Consider the following 16,047-nt stretch of genomic DNA (forward strand, 5'->3'; position numbering starts at 1 on the left):
CCAAACCTAGGCGGATTGACCACTGCCCTTCGCTGCCTCCGCCAGCTTCCGGTGCCCGCTCTTCCACCCCACAGCGCCACCATTCGTCATTCGGACTTGCTCATCCGTCATTTCTTCCGAGCACCTCCCTCACCCTCTCCGCCGTCCACCCCGCCTCACGCAGGCTGCGCAATGACCGCGCATCATCCCGCTTCGCCAGCCGCTTCCCGTTCTCATCCGTGATCAGCCCATGGTGCCACCACTCCGGCACCGGCAGCCCCAGCAGCGCCTGCAGCAGCCGGTGCAGATGCGTCGCCTCCAGCAGGTCCTCCCCCCGCGTCACCAGCGTGATCCCCTGCAGCGCATCATCCACCACCACCGCCAGGTGATAGCTCGCCGGCGTGTCCTTGCGCGCCAGCACCACATCGCCAAACACCCCGGGCCGCGCCGTGAAAACCCCACGCCCACGGTCCCTCCATTCCAAGTCCCCTCCCACAAGCCCCGCCGCCTTCGCCACATCCAGCCGCAGCGCATACGGCTCCCCTGCCGCCATCCGCTGCGCCCGCTCTTCTGCACTCCGATTCCTGCACGTCCCAGGGTACAGCGGCCCATCCGGCCCCTGCGGCGCATTCCCCGCCCGCGCGATCTCCTCCTGAATCTCCCGCCTCGTGCAAAAGCACGGATACAGCACCCCCAGCCCCTCCAGCCTCTTCAGCGCCGCACGATAGTCATCGAAGTGCTCCGACTGCCGCCGCACCGGCCTCTCCCACTCCAGCCCCAGCCACGCCAGATCCTCAAAGATCGCCTCCTCATACTCCGGCCGCGCCCGCGTCCCGTCAATGTCCTCCAGCCGGATGAGAAACCTCCCACCCGCCGCCTTCTCCTGCGCAAACAACGCCGCATACGCATGCCCTAGATGCAGCCATCCGGTCGGGCTTGGGGCAAATCGTGTGACTTCAGGCATGCTCACACCTTCTTCGGCTTCACCAGAATGTCCCCGTTGTCACAGACACCACGGATCTCGTTGCGGTACACATGCATCTCCGGCCGGATCATCCCATGCGTGTAGCCGCACTTCACCTTGGTGACAGCCAGCCCCGGAGACTCCTCCCAGCCCCCACCCATCACATTCAGGCCGGTTCCTTGCAGGTAGAGCTTATGGTCAAAAGTCTCCTTCGCATGGATCTTACCGTCGTGAATGTGCATCGTCGGGAAAAACACCGTCCCCGCCAGCGCCGTCGGAAATGAAAACGCCATCGGATGCACCTGCGCCTTGCCCGGCTTCAGCTTGAACACCGCAAACCCAAAGTCCTCATATCCCGGCAGTTTGTCCCAGGTTCCCTCAGGCAGGCGGAAACGCTCATCCAGCCGGCTGAAATCCGCCGCACTCGGCACAAAGCTCGCATCGTACGCACCCACCGAGACAACCGCGAGAGACCTGCTCGTCGCAGCCGCGGGCGCAGCCCCAAAGGGATCCGCCCCGTAACTGCGCATGGGAAACATCTCCCACAGATCATCAAACACCCGCTCATACTTCGAGAAATCAAAAAACTTCACCGCATCCTCTCCCGTCCCTTTCTTGATCGGAATCGGCAGCACCATCGCCAGATCCCGCGGCACATTCACCGACATCTGATAGATCAGCACCTGGTTCCCATGCTCGCCCAGGCGCGCAAAAATGCGCGTGTTTTTGACCTCCTCGACTTTTCCCGTGAAGCAGCACATGATGTGCATGCTATCGAACCGACTTATCCACTGTCCAGCATGAATCTCGCCGACCTCGTCTCCCACCTCGACACCGAACTACGCATCGCCGAGATCGCGGACTACTCCAACGCCCTCAACGGCCTCCAGCTCGAAAACCGCACCGGCCAGATCACCAAGATCGTCGCCGCCGTGGACGCCACCCTCCCCGTCATCAAAAAAGCCGTCGCCGCAGGTGCCGATCTCCTCATCGTCCACCACGGCATGTTCTGGACCGGCCTCCAGACCTGGACCGGCCCCGTCTTCCAAAAAATCCAGACCGCCCTCGATGCCGGCCTCGCCATTTACAGCTCCCACCTCCCGCTCGACTTCCATCCCACCCTAGGCAATGACGCCGTCCTCGCCCGCGCCCTCGGCTTTGAACCCTGCGGCAACTTTATGAAGACCAAGGGCTCCGAAAACGGCGCCAAAATCGAAACCGAAATCAGCCGCGACGAGCTCGTCACCCGCCTCGCCACCGCCACCGGCGCCCGCGTCCATCTCTGCCCCGGCGGCCCCGCCACCTGTCGCAAGATCGGCATCATGACCGGCGGCGCAGGCTCCGAAGTCGCCACCGTCGCCAAGGCTGGCATCGACACCTTCATCACCGGCGAAGGCCCCCACTGGAGCTACACCCTCGCCGAAGAGATCGGCGTCAATCTCATCTACGGCGGCCACTACGCCACCGAGACCTTCGGCGTCAAAGCCCTCTCCGCATACATCGAATCAAAATTCGGCATCCCATGGGAATTCGTGGATCATCCCACCGGCCTCTAAAGTAGCGCTGAACAAATCGCCCACTGCATCGAATAGAACTCCGCGAAATTCGGACTCTGAAGGTATTCTCTGCGCCACGCACAGCTGAAAACGGGGCTTATGGATGTAAGCAAGCATCCCATGCGGCCAGCCAGCGCTCTGGCGGAGAGGGATCGTCCCGATCCCTCACGCTCACGCATCGCCCTGCATTCTCGAGTCTCCAAAAAGCCGAGCCTCCCTCATCATCCAGCGCTCTCGCACATACGCGAACACGCTGCAGGTGGGGGGATCAAGATGATCCCCCTCCGCCAGCTCGTGCCTCCAGCTTCAGACCCGTTTTTAACAGATTGTGGTATAATCTCTTGCGGTGTTAAATCAGTGTTTCTCGATTCCATGCCCTACCTCGGCACATCCTTCTTCCAGCGCGACGTCCTCACCGTCGCCCGCGACCTCATCGGCGTCGAGCTCGTCTGGCACGGCTGTGCCGGCGTCATCGTCGAGACCGAGGCCTACACCGTCGAGGGAGATCCCGCCTGCCACACCGCCACCCGCCCCAGCGCCCGCGAGTTTGTGAAAGCCATGCCCCCCGGCGCCGCCTACGTTTACTTCAACTACGGCATGTACTGGCTCTTCAACCTCCACGTCAAAGGCGGCTCCCAGGACGGCCTCATCCTCATCCGTGCTCTGGAACCCACCCGCGGCATCCCGCAGATGCAGCAGCGCCGCCAGCGTGAAAAGCCCCGCGACCTCTGCTCCGGCCCCGGCAAGCTCGCCCAGGCTCTCGGCATCGACGGTACCCACCACGGCCTTCCCATGGCAGGTCGTGGCCGCCCCGCAGGCTGCGGCCTCATCCAGCACGCCGCCACCCCTCACGAAGTCGTCACCGACATCCGCGTCGGCATCAGCCAGGCCGTGGACTACCCCTGGCGCTTCCTCTCAGCCCACAGCCCCCACCTCAGCGTGAAGCACGGCAAGGTGAAGCTGCCCAAGGTTTAGAAGAACCCGCCGCCGAGAAACAGACGCAGCGCAGCACACAGCGCCACAGCCACATTGATCGTCAGGCCAATCTTCCGCTGGCAGAACGAGCCAAAGATGATGCCCAGCACACAACCCGCCAGTACGGCCCATTGAAGCCAGCCCAGTCCTGGAAAGAGCCCGGGGACAAGCAGAACCGCGCACACCAGGCCAACGAGTACAGAGAGAATTTGCATAACGCCCTTACTGATCCTCACCCGGCCCGGAACTCAACTGCAATTCTCCAGGGGCATTGTAAAGCCGCGCCTTGCATTCAGCCGCAGAGGCTGTACTCTCCACGCCTCGAAATGATCCGGAGAGGTGGCTGAGTGGTTGAAGGCACCTGACTCGAAATCAGACGTTGTCGTAAGGCAACCGAGGGTTCGAATCCCTCCCTCTCCGCCATTTTTTGCCGTCTAAGCGGCAAAAAATGCCCTCCGTAGCTCGCAGAGCGAAGGACGGGCCGCCCCCTTCCTCCAAGTTTAAAAGGACTTGCCTTCATCTGTCCCTATTGCCCAGGTTGAAAACCATGTTCTACGTGTATCTCCTCCGCAGCGAATCCTCCCCTGCACAGGTTTACATAGGCTATACCGAAGACCTCCGCCAGCGCCTCAAAGAACACAATTCCGGCAAATCCCCCCACACCAGCCAATACAAGCCCTGGATTCTCGAAACCTATCTGGCCTTCTCTGATCGAAACCAAGCCCAAGACTTCGAACGCTACCTCAAGACCGGTTCAGGAATCGCATTTGCCAATAAACGGCTGCGTTCTTCCGCTCCGTAAAACGAGAAGCCTCACGCTCCCTCACCGCTTCGCCACAAACGGCTCCGGCGTGTCCGCAAAAAACTCGCCCACATCCCCGTCCGGCATCCCGTGATTGCGGATGCCTTCCAGGCGGCGGCGGCTGCCGCGCTCGCTGCCAGGGCGGTTCGCCGTACGCTGCACCAAATCCGTGATGACCGGCGCCGCAATCGCGGCGCTGGCGGCCAGCAAGGTCAGCGCGATCACATTGGACGACCCACGGCGCATACCCCGGCCAAACAGGATGCCCAGCGCGCAGCCAGCGGCCGCAGGGGCGATCAGTGACGCATACGTTTCATATCCAGGAGCTGTGGGAGTTTCTTGCATGCTTAAACATAACCTCACTGAGAGAATCACCAAAGAGGAATTTGCCCGTATCCTGCTTTCCGGCTAATGGAAGCCCGACCTCAAACCCACAGCCCATGTCCCAAGCCGAATCCAAAAAACGTTATGCCCTCATTCTGGCCGGCGGCAGCGGCCAGCGCTTCTGGCCCATCAGCCGTGATGCCCAGCCCAAACAGCTCCTCAAGCTCTTTGGCGAAAAGACCCTGCTCGAGCTCACCATCGACCGCCTGGACGGATTCGTGCCCAAGGAAAACATCCTCATTCTCACCAACAAGCAGCAGGAGGCCTCCGTCCGTGCCTTGATCAAGGACCTCCCGGTGGAAAACATCGTCGCCGAGCCTGAAAAACGCGACACCGCACCCGCCATTGCTCTCGCCGTCGGCTGGGTTGTCTCCCGTGACCCCACCGCCACCATGATCGTGCTCCCCGCGGACCACCTCATTCAAAATCAGGCCGAATTCCAGCGCGTGCTCTCCAATGCCGCCCTCGCCGCCGAAAACAGCGGCAGCCTCGTCACCGTGGGCATCACCCCCACCTGGCCCTGCCCCAGCTACGGCTATGTCGAGCGCGGCCGCCGCGCCAGCATCGGCGGGCTCAATGACCTCCCCGTCTGGGAAGTCGCCCGCTTCCGTGAAAAGCCCAACCCCGATCTCGCCGAGCACTTCATCAGCCAGGGCAATTTCCTCTGGAACGCCGGCATGTTCATCTGGACCATCCCCGCCATCTTCAGCGAGCTCAGCCGCCACTGCCCCGTCCTCGCAGACTTCGTCTCCGAGCTCCGCGGCTCCAAGGACTTCAACGCCACCGTCGAAAAGCAGTTCGGCAAGCTGCCCAAGCTCTCCATCGACTACGCTCTCATGGAGCACGCCTCCCGCGTCCTCAACATCGAGTCCACCTTCGACTGGGACGACGTCGGCAACTGGACCAGCGTCGGCCGCTATCTCAAGACCGACGAGCATGGCAACCAGCACAACTGCGCCCTCTCCCAGCTCGACACCCTCAACAACATCGTCTTCACCCAGACCGGCCAGCACGTGGCCCTCATCGGTGTGCAGGATCTCATCGTCGTCGCCTCCAAGGACGGCCTCCTCGTCGCCACCCGCAGCAAGGCCGAAAACATCAAAAAGATCGTGGACGGCCTGCCCCAGCAGTTGCGCTGATCTGCCGTCCAGGGTCCATCCTCCAGCCCCATGCCGCGCATCCTCGCCATCGACCACGGCACCGTACGCATCGGCCTCGCCCTCAGCGACGAGACCGAGATCGTCGCCAGCCCGTTTAAAACGATCGATGCCAGTCACGAGCCCGAACGCACCATCGCCCGCATCGTGACGGAAAAGCACATCGGCAAAATCGTCATCGGCATGCCCTTTCGCATGAGCGGAGAGCGCGGCAGCGCCGCCGAGCGCGTGGAAAAATTCGCCACCAGCCTCGGCAAGGAGCTGCAGCACTCCGTCCCCATCGAGTTCGTCGATGAGCGCCTCTCCTCCGTCGAGGCCGAGGCCTCCATGTCACGCGCCGGCATCACCGGCAAAAAGGAGCGCAACGAGATCGTCGATCAGCTCGCCGCCGTCGTCATCCTTCAAGAATACCTCAACCAGCAGCGCGGCCCCGCAGGCTTTCTGCTCCCCGACGAGTCATACGAACTCTCCTGGACCGATGAGCCGAAGCGACGTCGAAAGTAAGGCCGGCAGGCATCACGGCCCCCCGCCGGGATTCAAACGCCTGCGCCTCACCATCGCCTACTGCGGCACCCCATGGCGCGGCTGGCAGAGCCAGGAAGGCGGCGGCGGCATTCAGGACGAAATCAACACCGCCATCCGCAAAGCCACCCGCATCGAAACACGCGTGCAGGGCAGCGGCCGCACCGACGCCGGCGTCCACGCCCTCGCCCAGACCGCCCACTGCGACGTCCCCGACACCGTGCGCATGAGCACCGAGGCCTGGGCCCACGCCCTCAACGCCTGCCTCCCCCTCACCATCCGCATCCTCAACGTCGAAGAATGCCCGCCCCTCTTCCACGCCCGCTTTGACGCCGCCGGCAAAACCTACCGCTACCGCATCTGGCGCCCCCGCATGCTCTCCCCCTTTGAAGCAGACCGCGCCTGGCACGTCTACGGCCCCCTCGACCTCGACGCCGTCCGCTGGTGCTGCGAAAAACTCGTCGGCACGCACAACTTCGTCCGCCTCTCCGCCAACCGCGGCGACATGCCCGAAACCGAGCGCCGCCAGCGCACCGAGAAAACCACCCGCACCATCCACCGTGCCGAACTCCGCGAAGACGGTGACCTCCTCACCCTCGAATTCTCCGGCGACGGCTTCCTCTACAAAATGGTCCGCCTCATCGTCGGCAGCCTCATCCACGTCGCCCGCGGCCGCGAACCCAAAGAATGGTTCGCCCGTCTCCTCACCGACCCCACCGGCCCCCAAAGCAATCAAACCGCCCCCGCCTGCGGGCTGTATTTGGTCAGAGTGGAGTATCCCCAAGGACCCATTTGAAAATGTCTCGAAGGCCAAGGGCCTTCCTTCATGCAGCCCAGGGGTGCCGAGCTTTAGCGAGTGCTCCCCTGGGTGACTGACATCCTGACCGGGAAGCAAACCCAGGACACCGCCACACCCTGCGCCCTCCAGCAGCGTCTGCCATGCGCCCCGCCGCGCTGTTCAGTGAATCACGAGGATATGACTCCCAGTTCTCTGCTTGCCACATTCAACCATCTCATACCATGGACGCATACCCGCCCGTAGGTTGGGTGTGGCGACAGCCCGCCCGACCATGAGCGCGTGAAAACTCCCCATCCCCACCTGCCGCCGCCCAGCTGCGCCGATGCATCGTCGCGTGTTGCCTCCCGCCACCCTCCAACAAAATTCCACGCCCCTTGTAATTTATCTTTCCTCCCTATGCGGCTCTTTCATAGGCTCAAACCCACCGCTGTCTCCGCCAGCCACCCATCACCCCTTCTCCCAGCCCATGCCTCTTCTCTCCACCCACATCCTTGCCGAATACTCAATCTCCCACGGCCTGGAGCTCTTCATCGTCTTCGGCTTCGCCGGCATCCTCATGGCCATCGCTGGCTACAAGCTTTTCGACAAGCTGACCCCGGGCAATCTCCATGCCGAAATCTTCGAGCACAAGAACATCGCTGCGGCCATCCTTGCCGGCAGCGTGATCATCGGCGTGTCGCTGATCCTCGCGGCTGCCATGAGCAGCTAACGCTCCCTTCCGTCGCATGAAACGCAGCAATGTCATCATCCTCACGCTGGCGGGCGTGGGCCTGGGTGTCACCGGCTACAATCGCATGACCGAGCCGGTGAACGTTCACAGCACGGCCGTGCTGCCGCCCGAGTCCCTCAGCCCCGCCATGCGCGCCAGCCTTCCCGCCTTTGTGGCCGGGAATGACGTCTCGCGCCAGAGCCCTCCGCACAACGCCTACGACCCCCAGCTCGGCTACTACCACCAGCCCTGCAATGGCTGGTTCCCCTACCCCTATGATCACTACGATCAGCGCTGGGGCTACTACCGCTGCGGCAGGTGGTCGCGTTATCACAGCACCAGGGCCTACCCTTCATCCTCCACCTATTTCCGCAGTGGCTTTGCAGGTTCGGGTTCATCGAACAACACCGTTCCCTCCACTCCCACGAGCCCTCCGGCGATCAACAACGACTACGCACGCCAGCCCACCGGAGCCCCCATCCACACCGGCGTCCCCCAGAGCCAGGCCGGCATGACACGCTCCGCCTTCACCAGCCGTGGCGGCTTCGGCAGCACCGGGCATTTCTCCGGCTTTTTCTCCGGCTCCTGATACCTCCGTGCAACGCATCACCGAATCCCCCCGCCCCGACTGGCAGGCCCAGGTCGAAGCCCTCGGCCTCACCTTTCACACCGCCGACGACCATCCCTACTGGGACGAATCCGCCCACTACCGCTTCTCCAGCCGCGAGATCGACCAGCTCGAGCAGGCCACCGCCGAACTTCAGCGCATCAGCATCGCCGCCGCTGAGCGCGCCATCCGCGATAACTGGCGCGACCGCCTCGCCATCTCTCCACAGGCTTGGCAGGAAATCATCCACTCCTGGGACCGCGACGACCTCTCCCTCTATGGCCGCTTCGATCTCATGTGGGACGGCTCCGGCCAGCCCAAAATGCTCGAATACAACGCCGACACCCCCACCAGCCTGCTGGAGGCCTCAGTCGTCCAGTGGCAGTGGCTCCAGCAGACCCGCCCCCACGCCGATCAGTTCAATTCCATCCACGAAAAACTCCTCACCGCCTGGCCCTCCTGGCCGCAGCAGCAGATCCATTTCTGCGCCCAGCGCGGCTCCGAAGAAGACTGGCGCACCCTCCTCTATCTCATCGACACCTGCCGCCAGTCGGGCAAAACCACCCTCGACCTCGCCGTCGAAGACATCGGCTGGAACGCCGGCATGCAGAGCTTCGTGGACCAGCAGGACCACCCCATGGACCTCCTCTTCAAGCTCTACCCTTGGGAGTGGATGTGGCTGGAGGATTTCTCCTGCCATCTCCCCGGCCGCTGCCAGCGCTTCATCGAGCCCGTCTGGAAAATGCTATGGAGCAACAAAGCCTTCCTCGTCCTCCTATGGGAGATGTTCGAAGGCCACCCCAACCTCCTCCGCACCTCCTTCAAGCCCGACGGCATGCGCGACCACGTCGAAAAGCCCTACTTCAGCCGCGAAGGCACCAACGTCCGCATCGTCCAAAACGGCAGCCTCCTCGAAACCACCGACGGCCCCTGGCATGCCCAGCCCAAGGTTTACCAGGAGCTTCACTCCGATGTCAGCTTCTCTGGAAACCACCCCGTCATCGGCTCCTGGATCATCGGCGGCGAGCCCGCCGGCATCGGCATCCGCGAAGACACCTCCCTCATCACCTCCAACACCAGCCGCTTCATCCCCCACTGGTTCTGAGCGCACTCATCGCTTCCATCACCTGCGGCTCGGCGGAGCTCACTCAAACTTCAAAGCAAAGAGGTCGGCGTCAGACATGACAAACCTCAGCTTGATCACCGTGCCCTTCAGCTTGGACACATCGCTCTCCTTCTTCCACGTCACCACGCGGGAGATGTGGTCCCCGTAAATGGGATCGCACTCACTCAGCGAGAAGCCAGGCACTGGCTTGCCTTGTGCATCCTGAATTTCCACCTGCATCTGGCCTGCGGCGCTTGTCGCGTAGTTGATCGTCAGTTCCTTGCCCTCAAAGGTCAGCGGCCGGGTGATGAACTCGCCGCCTTCCAGCGGCGCATTCACCGACACAAACCCGTCCAGCCGCAAAGTGTAGCGCCTGCCGTTTGTCAGGAACAAAGACAGCTCCGTGTCCCCCGTCTGATGAATGCCGATCGCCGCGTAGTTTGCCCGGTTGGCCCAGCCCTCATTGCTCAGTCCGGGCCGGATCAGGCTCTGTGTGAAAAGGCGGTCATACACCTCCCCGCCCCGCGTGCTCATAAAAAGAACATCCGTGGCCGCACCCCGCTTCTCCATGAAACGGGTGGGCAGCGCCAGGTAAAGGTGGGGTGCCCTGAAATAGGGCTGCGTGCATGCGGTGTACAGATGCTCTCCCGGCAGATTCGCCTTCATCTCCACAAACGGCGTCCAGTGGATGAAATCCTCCGAGGTGGTTCGGGCGATGCCACGCAATCCACCGATGAAGCGGCGGAAATAGCAGACGTAGCATTGCTCGGCCTCGCTCCAAAAGGCATAGTTCTGCGAGTCAAAGTACTTGCCCCATGCCTCCGGAATCACAGGCTCCTCTCGCAGCTTTTTCCAGTGGATGCCATCGGGTGAGACAAACGCTTTCAGGCCTCCTGGGCCACGCTTCTCACGCACCGCCTGCTGCTGCGGCTGAAAGGCCAGACCGCCCAGCGCCTTGTATTTCTCATCGGCAGGCACACCCGGCCGGGTGTCAATGAATGGCGTGAAATTGTGATTCACCATGAACTCGTTCATGAGGACAATGTTGCCTTCGGGAAAGGCAGGATGCTCATGCAGGCCCAGCTTCGGCAGCTTCCAGTGAATGCCATCCGCACTCTCGGCATAGAGCGTCACCTCGCCGTCGTGATAGGCTTCGATGCCTTGGTTCTTCCACGTCACTTTGGGGTCTTTGTCACCCCGGTAGTAAAACTGAAACTTGTCCGGCGCTCGCAGCACCGTGGCGTAATGGCCATTCGGCCTTGGCTGCGTCACCGGAGACATCAGCTGCGGCTCATGCAGCTTGAGTGTCGTGTTTTTCAGCTCCCCCACCAGCAGGCGGTCCACAAACAGTTCACGGCGTGACCCGATGGCCACCGCATCTTCCGCACCTGCTGCTACCTCCCCCCAAACCAGCACTCCCAGGATTGAAAAAAGGATACGAGGCAGCCCTGACTGGCAGCGAATGATTGAGTGGAAATTCATGGGGCAAAAATGGAGTTCTCCGCCCGCCTAAGAAACATCGACGCGGCGGACAGGAACGGTAATAATCTGCGGAATCTTCGGCCAAGCCTTCGGGATTCGTCATTCGGATTTCGTCATTCGTCATTTGAAACCCACCCCTCCTTGCGGCATGGACACTCCCCCCTTGCTGCCCCATGCCCCACGAAGCCCAAATCGCCCGCCGTCGCTCTTTCGCGATCATCTCGCACCCGGACGCCGGTAAAACGACCCTCACCGAAAAGCTCCTGCTCTACGGCGGCGCGGTTGCGCTCGCAGGCTCCGTCACTGCGCGCAAAAATCAGCGCGCCACCACCTCCGACTGGATGGAGCTGGAAAAGCAGCGCGGCATCTCCGTCAGTTCCACCGTCCTCCAGTTCGAGTACAAAGACAGCGTGGTAAACCTCCTCGACACCCCCGGTCACAAGGACTTCTCCGAAGACACTTACCGCGTCCTCACCGCCGTCGATGCCGCCATCATGGTCGTCGATGCCGGTAAAGGGATCGAGGCCCAGACGCGCAAGCTCTTCGAAGTCTGCCGCCGCCGTGGCGTCCCCATCTTCACCTTCATGAACAAGCTCGACCGCCCCGCGCGCGAGCCACTCACCCTCCTCGACGAACTCGAAACCGTCCTCGGCATCGGTGCCTGTGCCATCAACTGGCCCCTCGGCCTCGGCCAGCAGTTCCGTGGCGTCTATGATCGCCGCAAAAAGGACGTCCATCTCTTTGAGCGCACCGTGCACGGTGCCTACCGCGCCCCCGAAAAAGTTGGCGGCCTCGATGACGACTTCGTCGCCCAGCACACCGTCCCCGAAGCCCTCGAACAGGCCAAGATGGAGCTCGAAATGCTCGACGGCGCAGGCCATGCCTACGACCGCACCAAGATCGATCGCGGCGAGCTCACCCCCGTCTTCTTCGGCAGCGCCAGCAACAACTTCGGCGTGCAGATGCTCCTCGACGGCTTCCTCGAACTCGCCCCGCCCCCCGAGCCCCGCATGGCCGCCGACGGCCGTGTCATCGAGCCCACCGCCGAAGGCTTCTCCGGCTTCGTCTTCAAGATCCAGGCCAACATGGACCCCCGCCATCGCGACCGCATGAGCTTCGTGCGCATCGTCAGCGGCAAGTTCGAGCGCGACATGCAGGTCACCCACACCCGCACCGGCAAGCTCGTCCGCCTCGCCAACTCTCAAAAGCTCTTCGCCCAGGATCGCGAAACCGTCAACGAAGCCTACGCGGGCGACGTCGTCGGCATCGTCGGCAATCACGGCTTCGGCATCGGCGACACCCTCGCCACCGACCCCAAGCTCAAGTTCGACGAAATCCCCCGCTTCGCCCCCGAAGTCTTCGCCTACCTGCACAACCCCAGCACCGCGCACTACAAGCGCTTCCGCGACGGCCTCGAGCAGCTCCTCAGCGAAGGCGTCGTCCAGCAGTTCATCCAGCCCCACGCCGGCCAGCGCGTCCCCCTCCTCGGTGCCGTCGGCCCCCTCCAGTTTGAAGTCGTGCAGTTCCGCCTCGAAAGCGAATACAACGCCCAGAGCCGCCTCGAAAACGCCCCCTACACCGTCCTCCGCTGGGTCCGCACCAAAGACGGCGGCTCCATCGAAGACTTCGACATCCCCAGCGGCGTCGCCACCGCCCAGGACGCCGAAGAACGCTGGGTCGTCTTCTTCTCCGACCAGTGGGCCATCAACTACTTCGAACGCCGCAATCCAAATGCAGAGCTTTCCACCATTCCATGGGATGAGGTGGAGAAGGCGAAGGTTTGATTTGAGTTGCCCGTACGCGCATTCATCCGCCATGCTCTACGCATGACCGCCGATGAAATCGCCACCGCGCTCAAACTGGTTCGCGAAGAAACTGACTTAAATTCCAAGTCCCTCCTCCTCGCAGGACTCGTCTCCGAGCTCTTCCGCGAGCGTGGCTTTGAGCCTGTGGTTGTCGGCGGCTCCGCCATCGAGTTCTACACCGACGGCGCCTACATGTCCGGCGACACCGACATCTGCTGGACCGGCTGGCCGCAGCCCAGCATCGATGAGCGCGGTGAAATCATGCGCCAGATCCCTGGCATTCAATGTCGCGGTGCCAACAAGAGCTGGACTGTCGAAGGCCTGTGGGTTGATCTGCTGGGAGAGATTGATTATCGCTCCGAGAAGGAGTTTTCCCGATTCTATACTCCTCATGGAGAAGTGAGATTGATTCCCGTGGAGGATGCTCTCGTCGAGCGGATTTACTCCGCCCGGAAGTGGGTCGGTCGATACGATGAAAAAGATGACGACTGCGCGAAAAAGATAATGGCAGCCGTTGTCTCTGGTCGGCTCCCTATCGACTGGAACGAAGCCTATCGTGTGGCCGCTTCTTCCAAATTTGATTGCGTACCCGAATTCAACGCTGTGAAGACCGAAGTGGAAGCCGAACTGGCAAAATCCAAGTCCTGAGCTAATCTATCATTATGACGCCCTCGAAACTCAAATCCAGCCCCGAGCGCACATGGACCTGGGAGCAGTGGCAGGCCGGCCGCGCCGAGCGCCGCCGGATTGGGAATCTCGTGGCTCCGAAAAACATCCGCCGCGAGAAAAGTGAAGGCGACGAATACCTCCGCGAAACCTACGACGGCGAACGCGGCCCGCCCTTCAACAAGCCCTTTGATCCTTCCGCAGACGAGAAGTAACGGTGGGTTCGCATGAACCCCAAAACCGTCGTCATCACCGGCTGCACCCGCGGACTCGGCCGTGCCATGGTCCCGCTCTTCATCAAAGCCGGCTGGAACGTCGTCGGCTGCGGACGCAACGCCGCCCAAATCGCCGACCTCGCACGCACCTTCCCCGCCCCACATCATTTCCAAACCTGCGACGTCTCCCGCGCATCCGACATCGCCACCTTCTGCGCCACCCTCCTCGAAAAATTCGGCGCACCTGATCTCGTCCTCAACAACGCCGCCATCATCAACCCCAACGCCCCCCTCTGGGAAACCAGCGCCGAGGACTTCAGCCGCATCATCGACATCAACATCAAAGGCCCCGCCGCCATGATGCGCCACCTCCTCCCCGCCATGCTCAAGCGCGGCAGCGGCGTCATCGTCAATTTCTCCTCCGGCTGGGGCCGCTGCACCGCCTCCGACGTCGCCCCCTACTGCGCCACCAAGTACGCCATCGAAGGCCTCTCCATGGCCACCGCTCAGGACACCGGCGGCAAGGTCGCCGTCATTCCCATGAACCCCGGCATCATCGACACCGACATGCTCCGCAGCACCTTCGGCTCCAGTGCAGGCGGTTTCCCCGATGCCGAAGACTGGGCCCGCCGCGCCGTCCCCTACTTCATCAAACTCGGCCCCAAAGACAACGGCAAGCCCCTCACCGTCCCCGGCGGATAGGCCTCCGGCCTGTCACCGGATCGAGGCGTCCCGCCTTGGTCTGATCAGTCAGCATTGGCTCCCATGTCCTCAGTCTCTCATCTCAGACTCTCCGATCAAAAATTCCGCGTTCTCCGAATCTCTGCGGCGCATCTCTTGATCCAGACCTCATCAAATCTCTGCGTTTTTCCAATCTCTGCGGTGTAAAATCAGCCCTCCCTTCTCCCAATGCGCCTCCTCATCACCGCCGGCCCCACCCGCGAGCCCATCGACCCCGTGCGGTTTCTCTCCAACCGCTCCTCCGGCCGCATGGGCTACGCCCTCGCTGAAGCCGCCCACGCCGCAGGCCATGAGGTCATCCTCATCTCCGGCCCCGTCACCATCTCTCCCCCCTCCGGCATCCAAATCATCCGCGTCGAAACCGCCCGTGAAATGTACGACGCCGTCCGCACCCATCTCCCGGGCTGCACCGCCGCCATCTTCAGCGCCGCCGTCGCCGACTACCGCCCCGCCCACGCCGCCACCCAAAAAATCAAAAAGTCCGCCACCACCCTCACCCTGGAGCTCGAACGCACCGAGGACATCCTTGGCTCCGTCCGCTCCACCTTCGGCTTCCAGGGCTTCCTCGTCGGCTTTGCCGCAGAAACAGAAAACCTCATCCCCCACGCCCAGGACAAGCTTCGGCGCAAAGGCTGCGACCTCATCATCGCCAACGACGTATCCCAATCAGGCATCGGGTTTGACAGTCTGGAAAACGAAGTCACCCTCTGCCTCCCCGGCGGTCACTCGATTCCCCTCCCCAGGCAGTCGAAAACCGCCCTCGCGCGCGAACTGATCGCGCACATCTCCCGTCTCTCATCCCCCCACGCTCCGCAGTGAAAGAACTCCTCGCCACCGCCACCGCAGCCGCCCACGCCGCCGGAAAACTCATCACCGAAAACTTCGGCTCCGAACTCACCGTCAACGAAATGCAGCGCCACGACATCAAGCTCGAGCTCGATGTCCGCTCCCAGAAGCTCATCACCGACATGATCCTCGCCCGCTTCCCCGACCACGCCATCCTCGGCGAGGAAGGCGGCGAAACCGGCGGCAACGGCGACATCGAATGGATCGTCGATCCCATCGACGGCACCGTAAATTACTTCTTCGGCATCCCCCACTTCTGCGTCTCCATCGCCGCCCGCAAACGCGAATCCAAAGAGCTCCTCATCGGCGTCATCTTCGACCCCATGCAGAACGAAACCTGGACCGTCATCCGTGGCGAAAAGCCCCACCTCAACGGCAAGCCCATCGCCGTCAGCAACCGCGCTGAAATGGCCGAAGCCGTCGTCACCGTCGGCTTTTCCAAGAGCAAAGAAGCCCTCGATCTCGGCTTCGAGCGCTACAAGCGCATCGCCTACGAAGTCCGCAAAACCCGCATGCTCGGCAGCGCCGCCCTCGCCATGGCCTACATCGCCACCGGCCGTCTCGATGCCTACGTCGAAGAACAGATCAGCCTCTGGGACATCGCCGCCGGCCAGCTCATGGTCGAAATGGGCGGCGGCAAAGTCATGCTCAAGCCCAGCACCACCAAGCCCGGCACCATGTTCATCTGCGCCTCCAACGGCAAGCTCCCCATCGAGGAGTACCTTTAAGAACC

At 62.3% G+C, this 16,047-nt stretch carries 20 protein-coding genes and 1 tRNA gene; 16 read left to right on the top strand and 5 right to left on the bottom strand.

Annotation, left to right across the window (positions count from 1 at the left end; genetic code table 11):
* Positions 1 to 100 precede the first annotated feature (100 nt).
* On the bottom strand, positions 101 to 943 hold the full coding sequence (gene gluQRS, locus ACZ5WW_RS13370) for a tRNA glutamyl-Q(34) synthetase GluQRS (RefSeq protein WP_377168366.1): 843 nt from the start codon (positions 941 to 943) through the stop codon (positions 101 to 103).
* 2 nt (positions 944 to 945) lie between these two features.
* Positions 946 to 1,704, bottom strand: coding sequence for a hypothetical protein (locus tag ACZ5WW_RS13375; RefSeq protein ID WP_464694149.1), 759 nt, complete (start codon positions 1,702 to 1,704; stop codon positions 946 to 948).
* Between the two features lie 39 nt (positions 1,705 to 1,743).
* Between ACZ5WW_RS13375 and ACZ5WW_RS13380 the strand changes: the two genes are divergently transcribed.
* Both ACZ5WW_RS13380 and ACZ5WW_RS13385 read left to right on the top strand, forming a co-directional pair.
* A complete protein-coding gene (locus tag ACZ5WW_RS13380) occupies positions 1,744 to 2,499 on the top strand; it encodes a Nif3-like dinuclear metal center hexameric protein (protein ID WP_377168370.1) in 756 nt (251 codons plus the stop codon).
* 372 nt (positions 2,500 to 2,871) lie between these two features.
* A complete protein-coding gene (locus ACZ5WW_RS13385; protein ID WP_377168372.1) occupies positions 2,872 to 3,474 on the top strand; it encodes a DNA-3-methyladenine glycosylase in 603 nt (200 codons plus the stop codon).
* Here the strand turns inward: ACZ5WW_RS13385 and ACZ5WW_RS13390 are convergent.
* Entirely contained in the window at positions 3,471 to 3,689 is a 219-nt protein-coding gene (locus ACZ5WW_RS13390; protein WP_377168374.1) for a hypothetical protein, read from the bottom strand. The genes ACZ5WW_RS13385 and ACZ5WW_RS13390 overlap by 4 nt on opposite strands.
* A 118-nt stretch (positions 3,690 to 3,807) precedes the next feature.
* Here ACZ5WW_RS13390 and ACZ5WW_RS13395 point away from each other — a divergent pair.
* Together ACZ5WW_RS13395 and ACZ5WW_RS13400 are read left to right on the top strand one after the other, a co-directional pair.
* Positions 3,808 to 3,897, top strand: a tRNA-Ser gene (locus ACZ5WW_RS13395).
* 124 nt (positions 3,898 to 4,021) lie between these two features.
* Positions 4,022 to 4,276: a GIY-YIG nuclease family protein gene (locus ACZ5WW_RS13400; RefSeq protein ID WP_377168376.1), complete on the top strand. Its 255-nt coding sequence runs from the start codon at positions 4,022 to 4,024 to the stop codon at positions 4,274 to 4,276.
* 21 nt (positions 4,277 to 4,297) lie between these two features.
* On the opposite strand, the gene ACZ5WW_RS13405 is transcribed toward ACZ5WW_RS13400, so the two are convergent.
* Positions 4,298 to 4,621, bottom strand: coding sequence for a hypothetical protein (locus ACZ5WW_RS13405; RefSeq protein ID WP_377168378.1), 324 nt, complete (start codon positions 4,619 to 4,621; stop codon positions 4,298 to 4,300).
* Between the two features lie 95 nt (positions 4,622 to 4,716).
* Here ACZ5WW_RS13405 and ACZ5WW_RS13410 point away from each other — a divergent pair, with 95 nt between their 5' ends.
* The 6 genes from ACZ5WW_RS13410 to ACZ5WW_RS13435 all read left to right on the top strand — a co-directional run bounded on the left by ACZ5WW_RS13410 (position 4,717) and on the right by ACZ5WW_RS13435 (position 9,559).
* The gene (locus ACZ5WW_RS13410) at positions 4,717 to 5,799 is read left to right on the top strand and encodes a mannose-1-phosphate guanylyltransferase (protein WP_377168380.1); all 1,083 of its coding nucleotides are present in this window, start codon (positions 4,717 to 4,719) and stop codon (positions 5,797 to 5,799) included.
* A gap of 30 nt (positions 5,800 to 5,829) precedes the next feature.
* Positions 5,830 to 6,321, top strand: a complete 492-nt coding sequence (gene ruvX, locus ACZ5WW_RS13415; protein ID WP_377168382.1) for a Holliday junction resolvase RuvX — start codon at positions 5,830 to 5,832, stop codon at positions 6,319 to 6,321.
* On the top strand, positions 6,296 to 7,135 hold the full coding sequence (gene truA, locus ACZ5WW_RS13420; protein ID WP_377168384.1) for a tRNA pseudouridine(38-40) synthase TruA: 840 nt from the start codon (positions 6,296 to 6,298) through the stop codon (positions 7,133 to 7,135). Before ruvX ends, truA begins: the two co-directional genes overlap by 26 nt.
* 469 nt (positions 7,136 to 7,604) lie before the next feature.
* Positions 7,605 to 7,847: a DUF350 domain-containing protein gene (locus tag ACZ5WW_RS13425; RefSeq protein WP_377168386.1), complete on the top strand. Its 243-nt coding sequence runs from the start codon at positions 7,605 to 7,607 to the stop codon at positions 7,845 to 7,847.
* A 16-nt stretch (positions 7,848 to 7,863) separates the two neighbouring features.
* The gene (locus ACZ5WW_RS13430; protein WP_377168388.1) at positions 7,864 to 8,436 is read left to right on the top strand and encodes a hypothetical protein; all 573 of its coding nucleotides are present in this window, start codon (positions 7,864 to 7,866) and stop codon (positions 8,434 to 8,436) included.
* A gap of 7 nt (positions 8,437 to 8,443) precedes the next feature.
* On the top strand, positions 8,444 to 9,559 hold the full coding sequence (locus ACZ5WW_RS13435) for a glutathionylspermidine synthase family protein (protein ID WP_377168390.1): 1,116 nt from the start codon (positions 8,444 to 8,446) through the stop codon (positions 9,557 to 9,559).
* Positions 9,560 to 9,598: 39 nt separating this feature from the next.
* Here ACZ5WW_RS13435 and ACZ5WW_RS13440 read toward each other — a convergent pair whose 3' ends face one another.
* Positions 9,599 to 11,041, bottom strand: a complete 1,443-nt coding sequence (locus ACZ5WW_RS13440) for a glycoside hydrolase family protein (protein WP_377168392.1) — start codon at positions 11,039 to 11,041, stop codon at positions 9,599 to 9,601.
* A 173-nt stretch (positions 11,042 to 11,214) separates the two neighbouring features.
* Here ACZ5WW_RS13440 and ACZ5WW_RS13445 point away from each other — a divergent pair, with 173 nt between their 5' ends.
* The 6 genes from ACZ5WW_RS13445 (at position 11,215) to ACZ5WW_RS13470 (ending at position 16,042) form a co-directional block, all read left to right on the top strand.
* Complete coding sequence (locus tag ACZ5WW_RS13445) at positions 11,215 to 12,825, top strand: peptide chain release factor 3 (RefSeq protein WP_377168394.1); 1,611 nt, start codon at positions 11,215 to 11,217, stop codon at positions 12,823 to 12,825.
* Positions 12,826 to 12,867: 42 nt separating this feature from the next.
* On the top strand, positions 12,868 to 13,494 hold the full coding sequence (locus ACZ5WW_RS13450) for a hypothetical protein (RefSeq protein ID WP_377168396.1): 627 nt from the start codon (positions 12,868 to 12,870) through the stop codon (positions 13,492 to 13,494).
* Between the two features lie 14 nt (positions 13,495 to 13,508).
* On the top strand, positions 13,509 to 13,727 hold the full coding sequence (locus tag ACZ5WW_RS13455; protein ID WP_377168398.1) for a hypothetical protein: 219 nt from the start codon (positions 13,509 to 13,511) through the stop codon (positions 13,725 to 13,727).
* A 12-nt stretch (positions 13,728 to 13,739) separates the two neighbouring features.
* Positions 13,740 to 14,429, top strand: a complete 690-nt coding sequence (locus ACZ5WW_RS13460) for an SDR family oxidoreductase (RefSeq protein WP_377168400.1) — start codon at positions 13,740 to 13,742, stop codon at positions 14,427 to 14,429.
* A gap of 207 nt (positions 14,430 to 14,636) precedes the next feature.
* Positions 14,637 to 15,287, top strand: coding sequence for a phosphopantothenoylcysteine decarboxylase domain-containing protein (locus ACZ5WW_RS13465; protein WP_377168402.1), 651 nt, complete (start codon positions 14,637 to 14,639; stop codon positions 15,285 to 15,287).
* Entirely contained in the window at positions 15,284 to 16,042 is a 759-nt protein-coding gene (locus ACZ5WW_RS13470) for an inositol monophosphatase family protein (RefSeq protein ID WP_377168404.1), read from the top strand. The genes ACZ5WW_RS13465 and ACZ5WW_RS13470 overlap by 4 nt, the downstream gene beginning before the upstream one ends.
* Positions 16,043 to 16,047 lie beyond the last annotated feature (5 nt).

This window comes from Prosthecobacter fluviatilis, assembly GCF_055388355.1.

Bases quoted from the DNA above. Each gene is read 5' to 3' on its own strand.
- ACZ5WW_RS13385 (WP_377168372.1), top strand. From the start codon at position 2,872: ATGCCCTACCTCGGCACATCCTTCTTCCAGCGCGACGTCCTCACCGTC.
- truA (WP_377168384.1), top strand. From the start codon at position 6,296: ATGAGCCGAAGCGACGTCGAAAGTAAGGCCGGCAGGCATCACGGCCCC.
- ACZ5WW_RS13430 (WP_377168388.1), top strand. From the start codon at position 7,864: ATGAAACGCAGCAATGTCATCATCCTCACGCTGGCGGGCGTGGGCCTG.
- ACZ5WW_RS13440 (WP_377168392.1), bottom strand. From the start codon at position 11,041: ATGAATTTCCACTCAATCATTCGCTGCCAGTCAGGGCTGCCTCGTATC.
- ruvX (WP_377168382.1), top strand. From the start codon at position 5,830: ATGCCGCGCATCCTCGCCATCGACCACGGCACCGTACGCATCGGCCTC.
- ACZ5WW_RS13405 (WP_377168378.1), bottom strand. From the start codon at position 4,621: ATGCAAGAAACTCCCACAGCTCCTGGATATGAAACGTATGCGTCACTG.
- ACZ5WW_RS13445 (WP_377168394.1), top strand. From the start codon at position 11,215: ATGCCCCACGAAGCCCAAATCGCCCGCCGTCGCTCTTTCGCGATCATC.
- gluQRS (WP_377168366.1), bottom strand. From the start codon at position 943: ATGCCTGAAGTCACACGATTTGCCCCAAGCCCGACCGGATGGCTGCAT.
- ACZ5WW_RS13380 (WP_377168370.1), top strand. From the start codon at position 1,744: ATGAATCTCGCCGACCTCGTCTCCCACCTCGACACCGAACTACGCATC.
- ACZ5WW_RS13390 (WP_377168374.1), bottom strand. From the start codon at position 3,689: ATGCAAATTCTCTCTGTACTCGTTGGCCTGGTGTGCGCGGTTCTGCTT.
- ACZ5WW_RS13460 (WP_377168400.1), top strand. From the start codon at position 13,740: ATGAACCCCAAAACCGTCGTCATCACCGGCTGCACCCGCGGACTCGGC.
- ACZ5WW_RS13375 (WP_464694149.1), bottom strand. From the start codon at position 1,704: ATGTGCTGCTTCACGGGAAAAGTCGAGGAGGTCAAAAACACGCGCATT.
- ACZ5WW_RS13425 (WP_377168386.1), top strand. From the start codon at position 7,605: ATGCCTCTTCTCTCCACCCACATCCTTGCCGAATACTCAATCTCCCAC.
- ACZ5WW_RS13465 (WP_377168402.1), top strand. From the start codon at position 14,637: ATGCGCCTCCTCATCACCGCCGGCCCCACCCGCGAGCCCATCGACCCC.
- ACZ5WW_RS13410 (WP_377168380.1), top strand. From the start codon at position 4,717: ATGTCCCAAGCCGAATCCAAAAAACGTTATGCCCTCATTCTGGCCGGC.
- ACZ5WW_RS13400 (WP_377168376.1), top strand. From the start codon at position 4,022: ATGTTCTACGTGTATCTCCTCCGCAGCGAATCCTCCCCTGCACAGGTT.
- ACZ5WW_RS13455 (WP_377168398.1), top strand. From the start codon at position 13,509: ATGACGCCCTCGAAACTCAAATCCAGCCCCGAGCGCACATGGACCTGG.
- ACZ5WW_RS13450 (WP_377168396.1), top strand. From the start codon at position 12,868: ATGACCGCCGATGAAATCGCCACCGCGCTCAAACTGGTTCGCGAAGAA.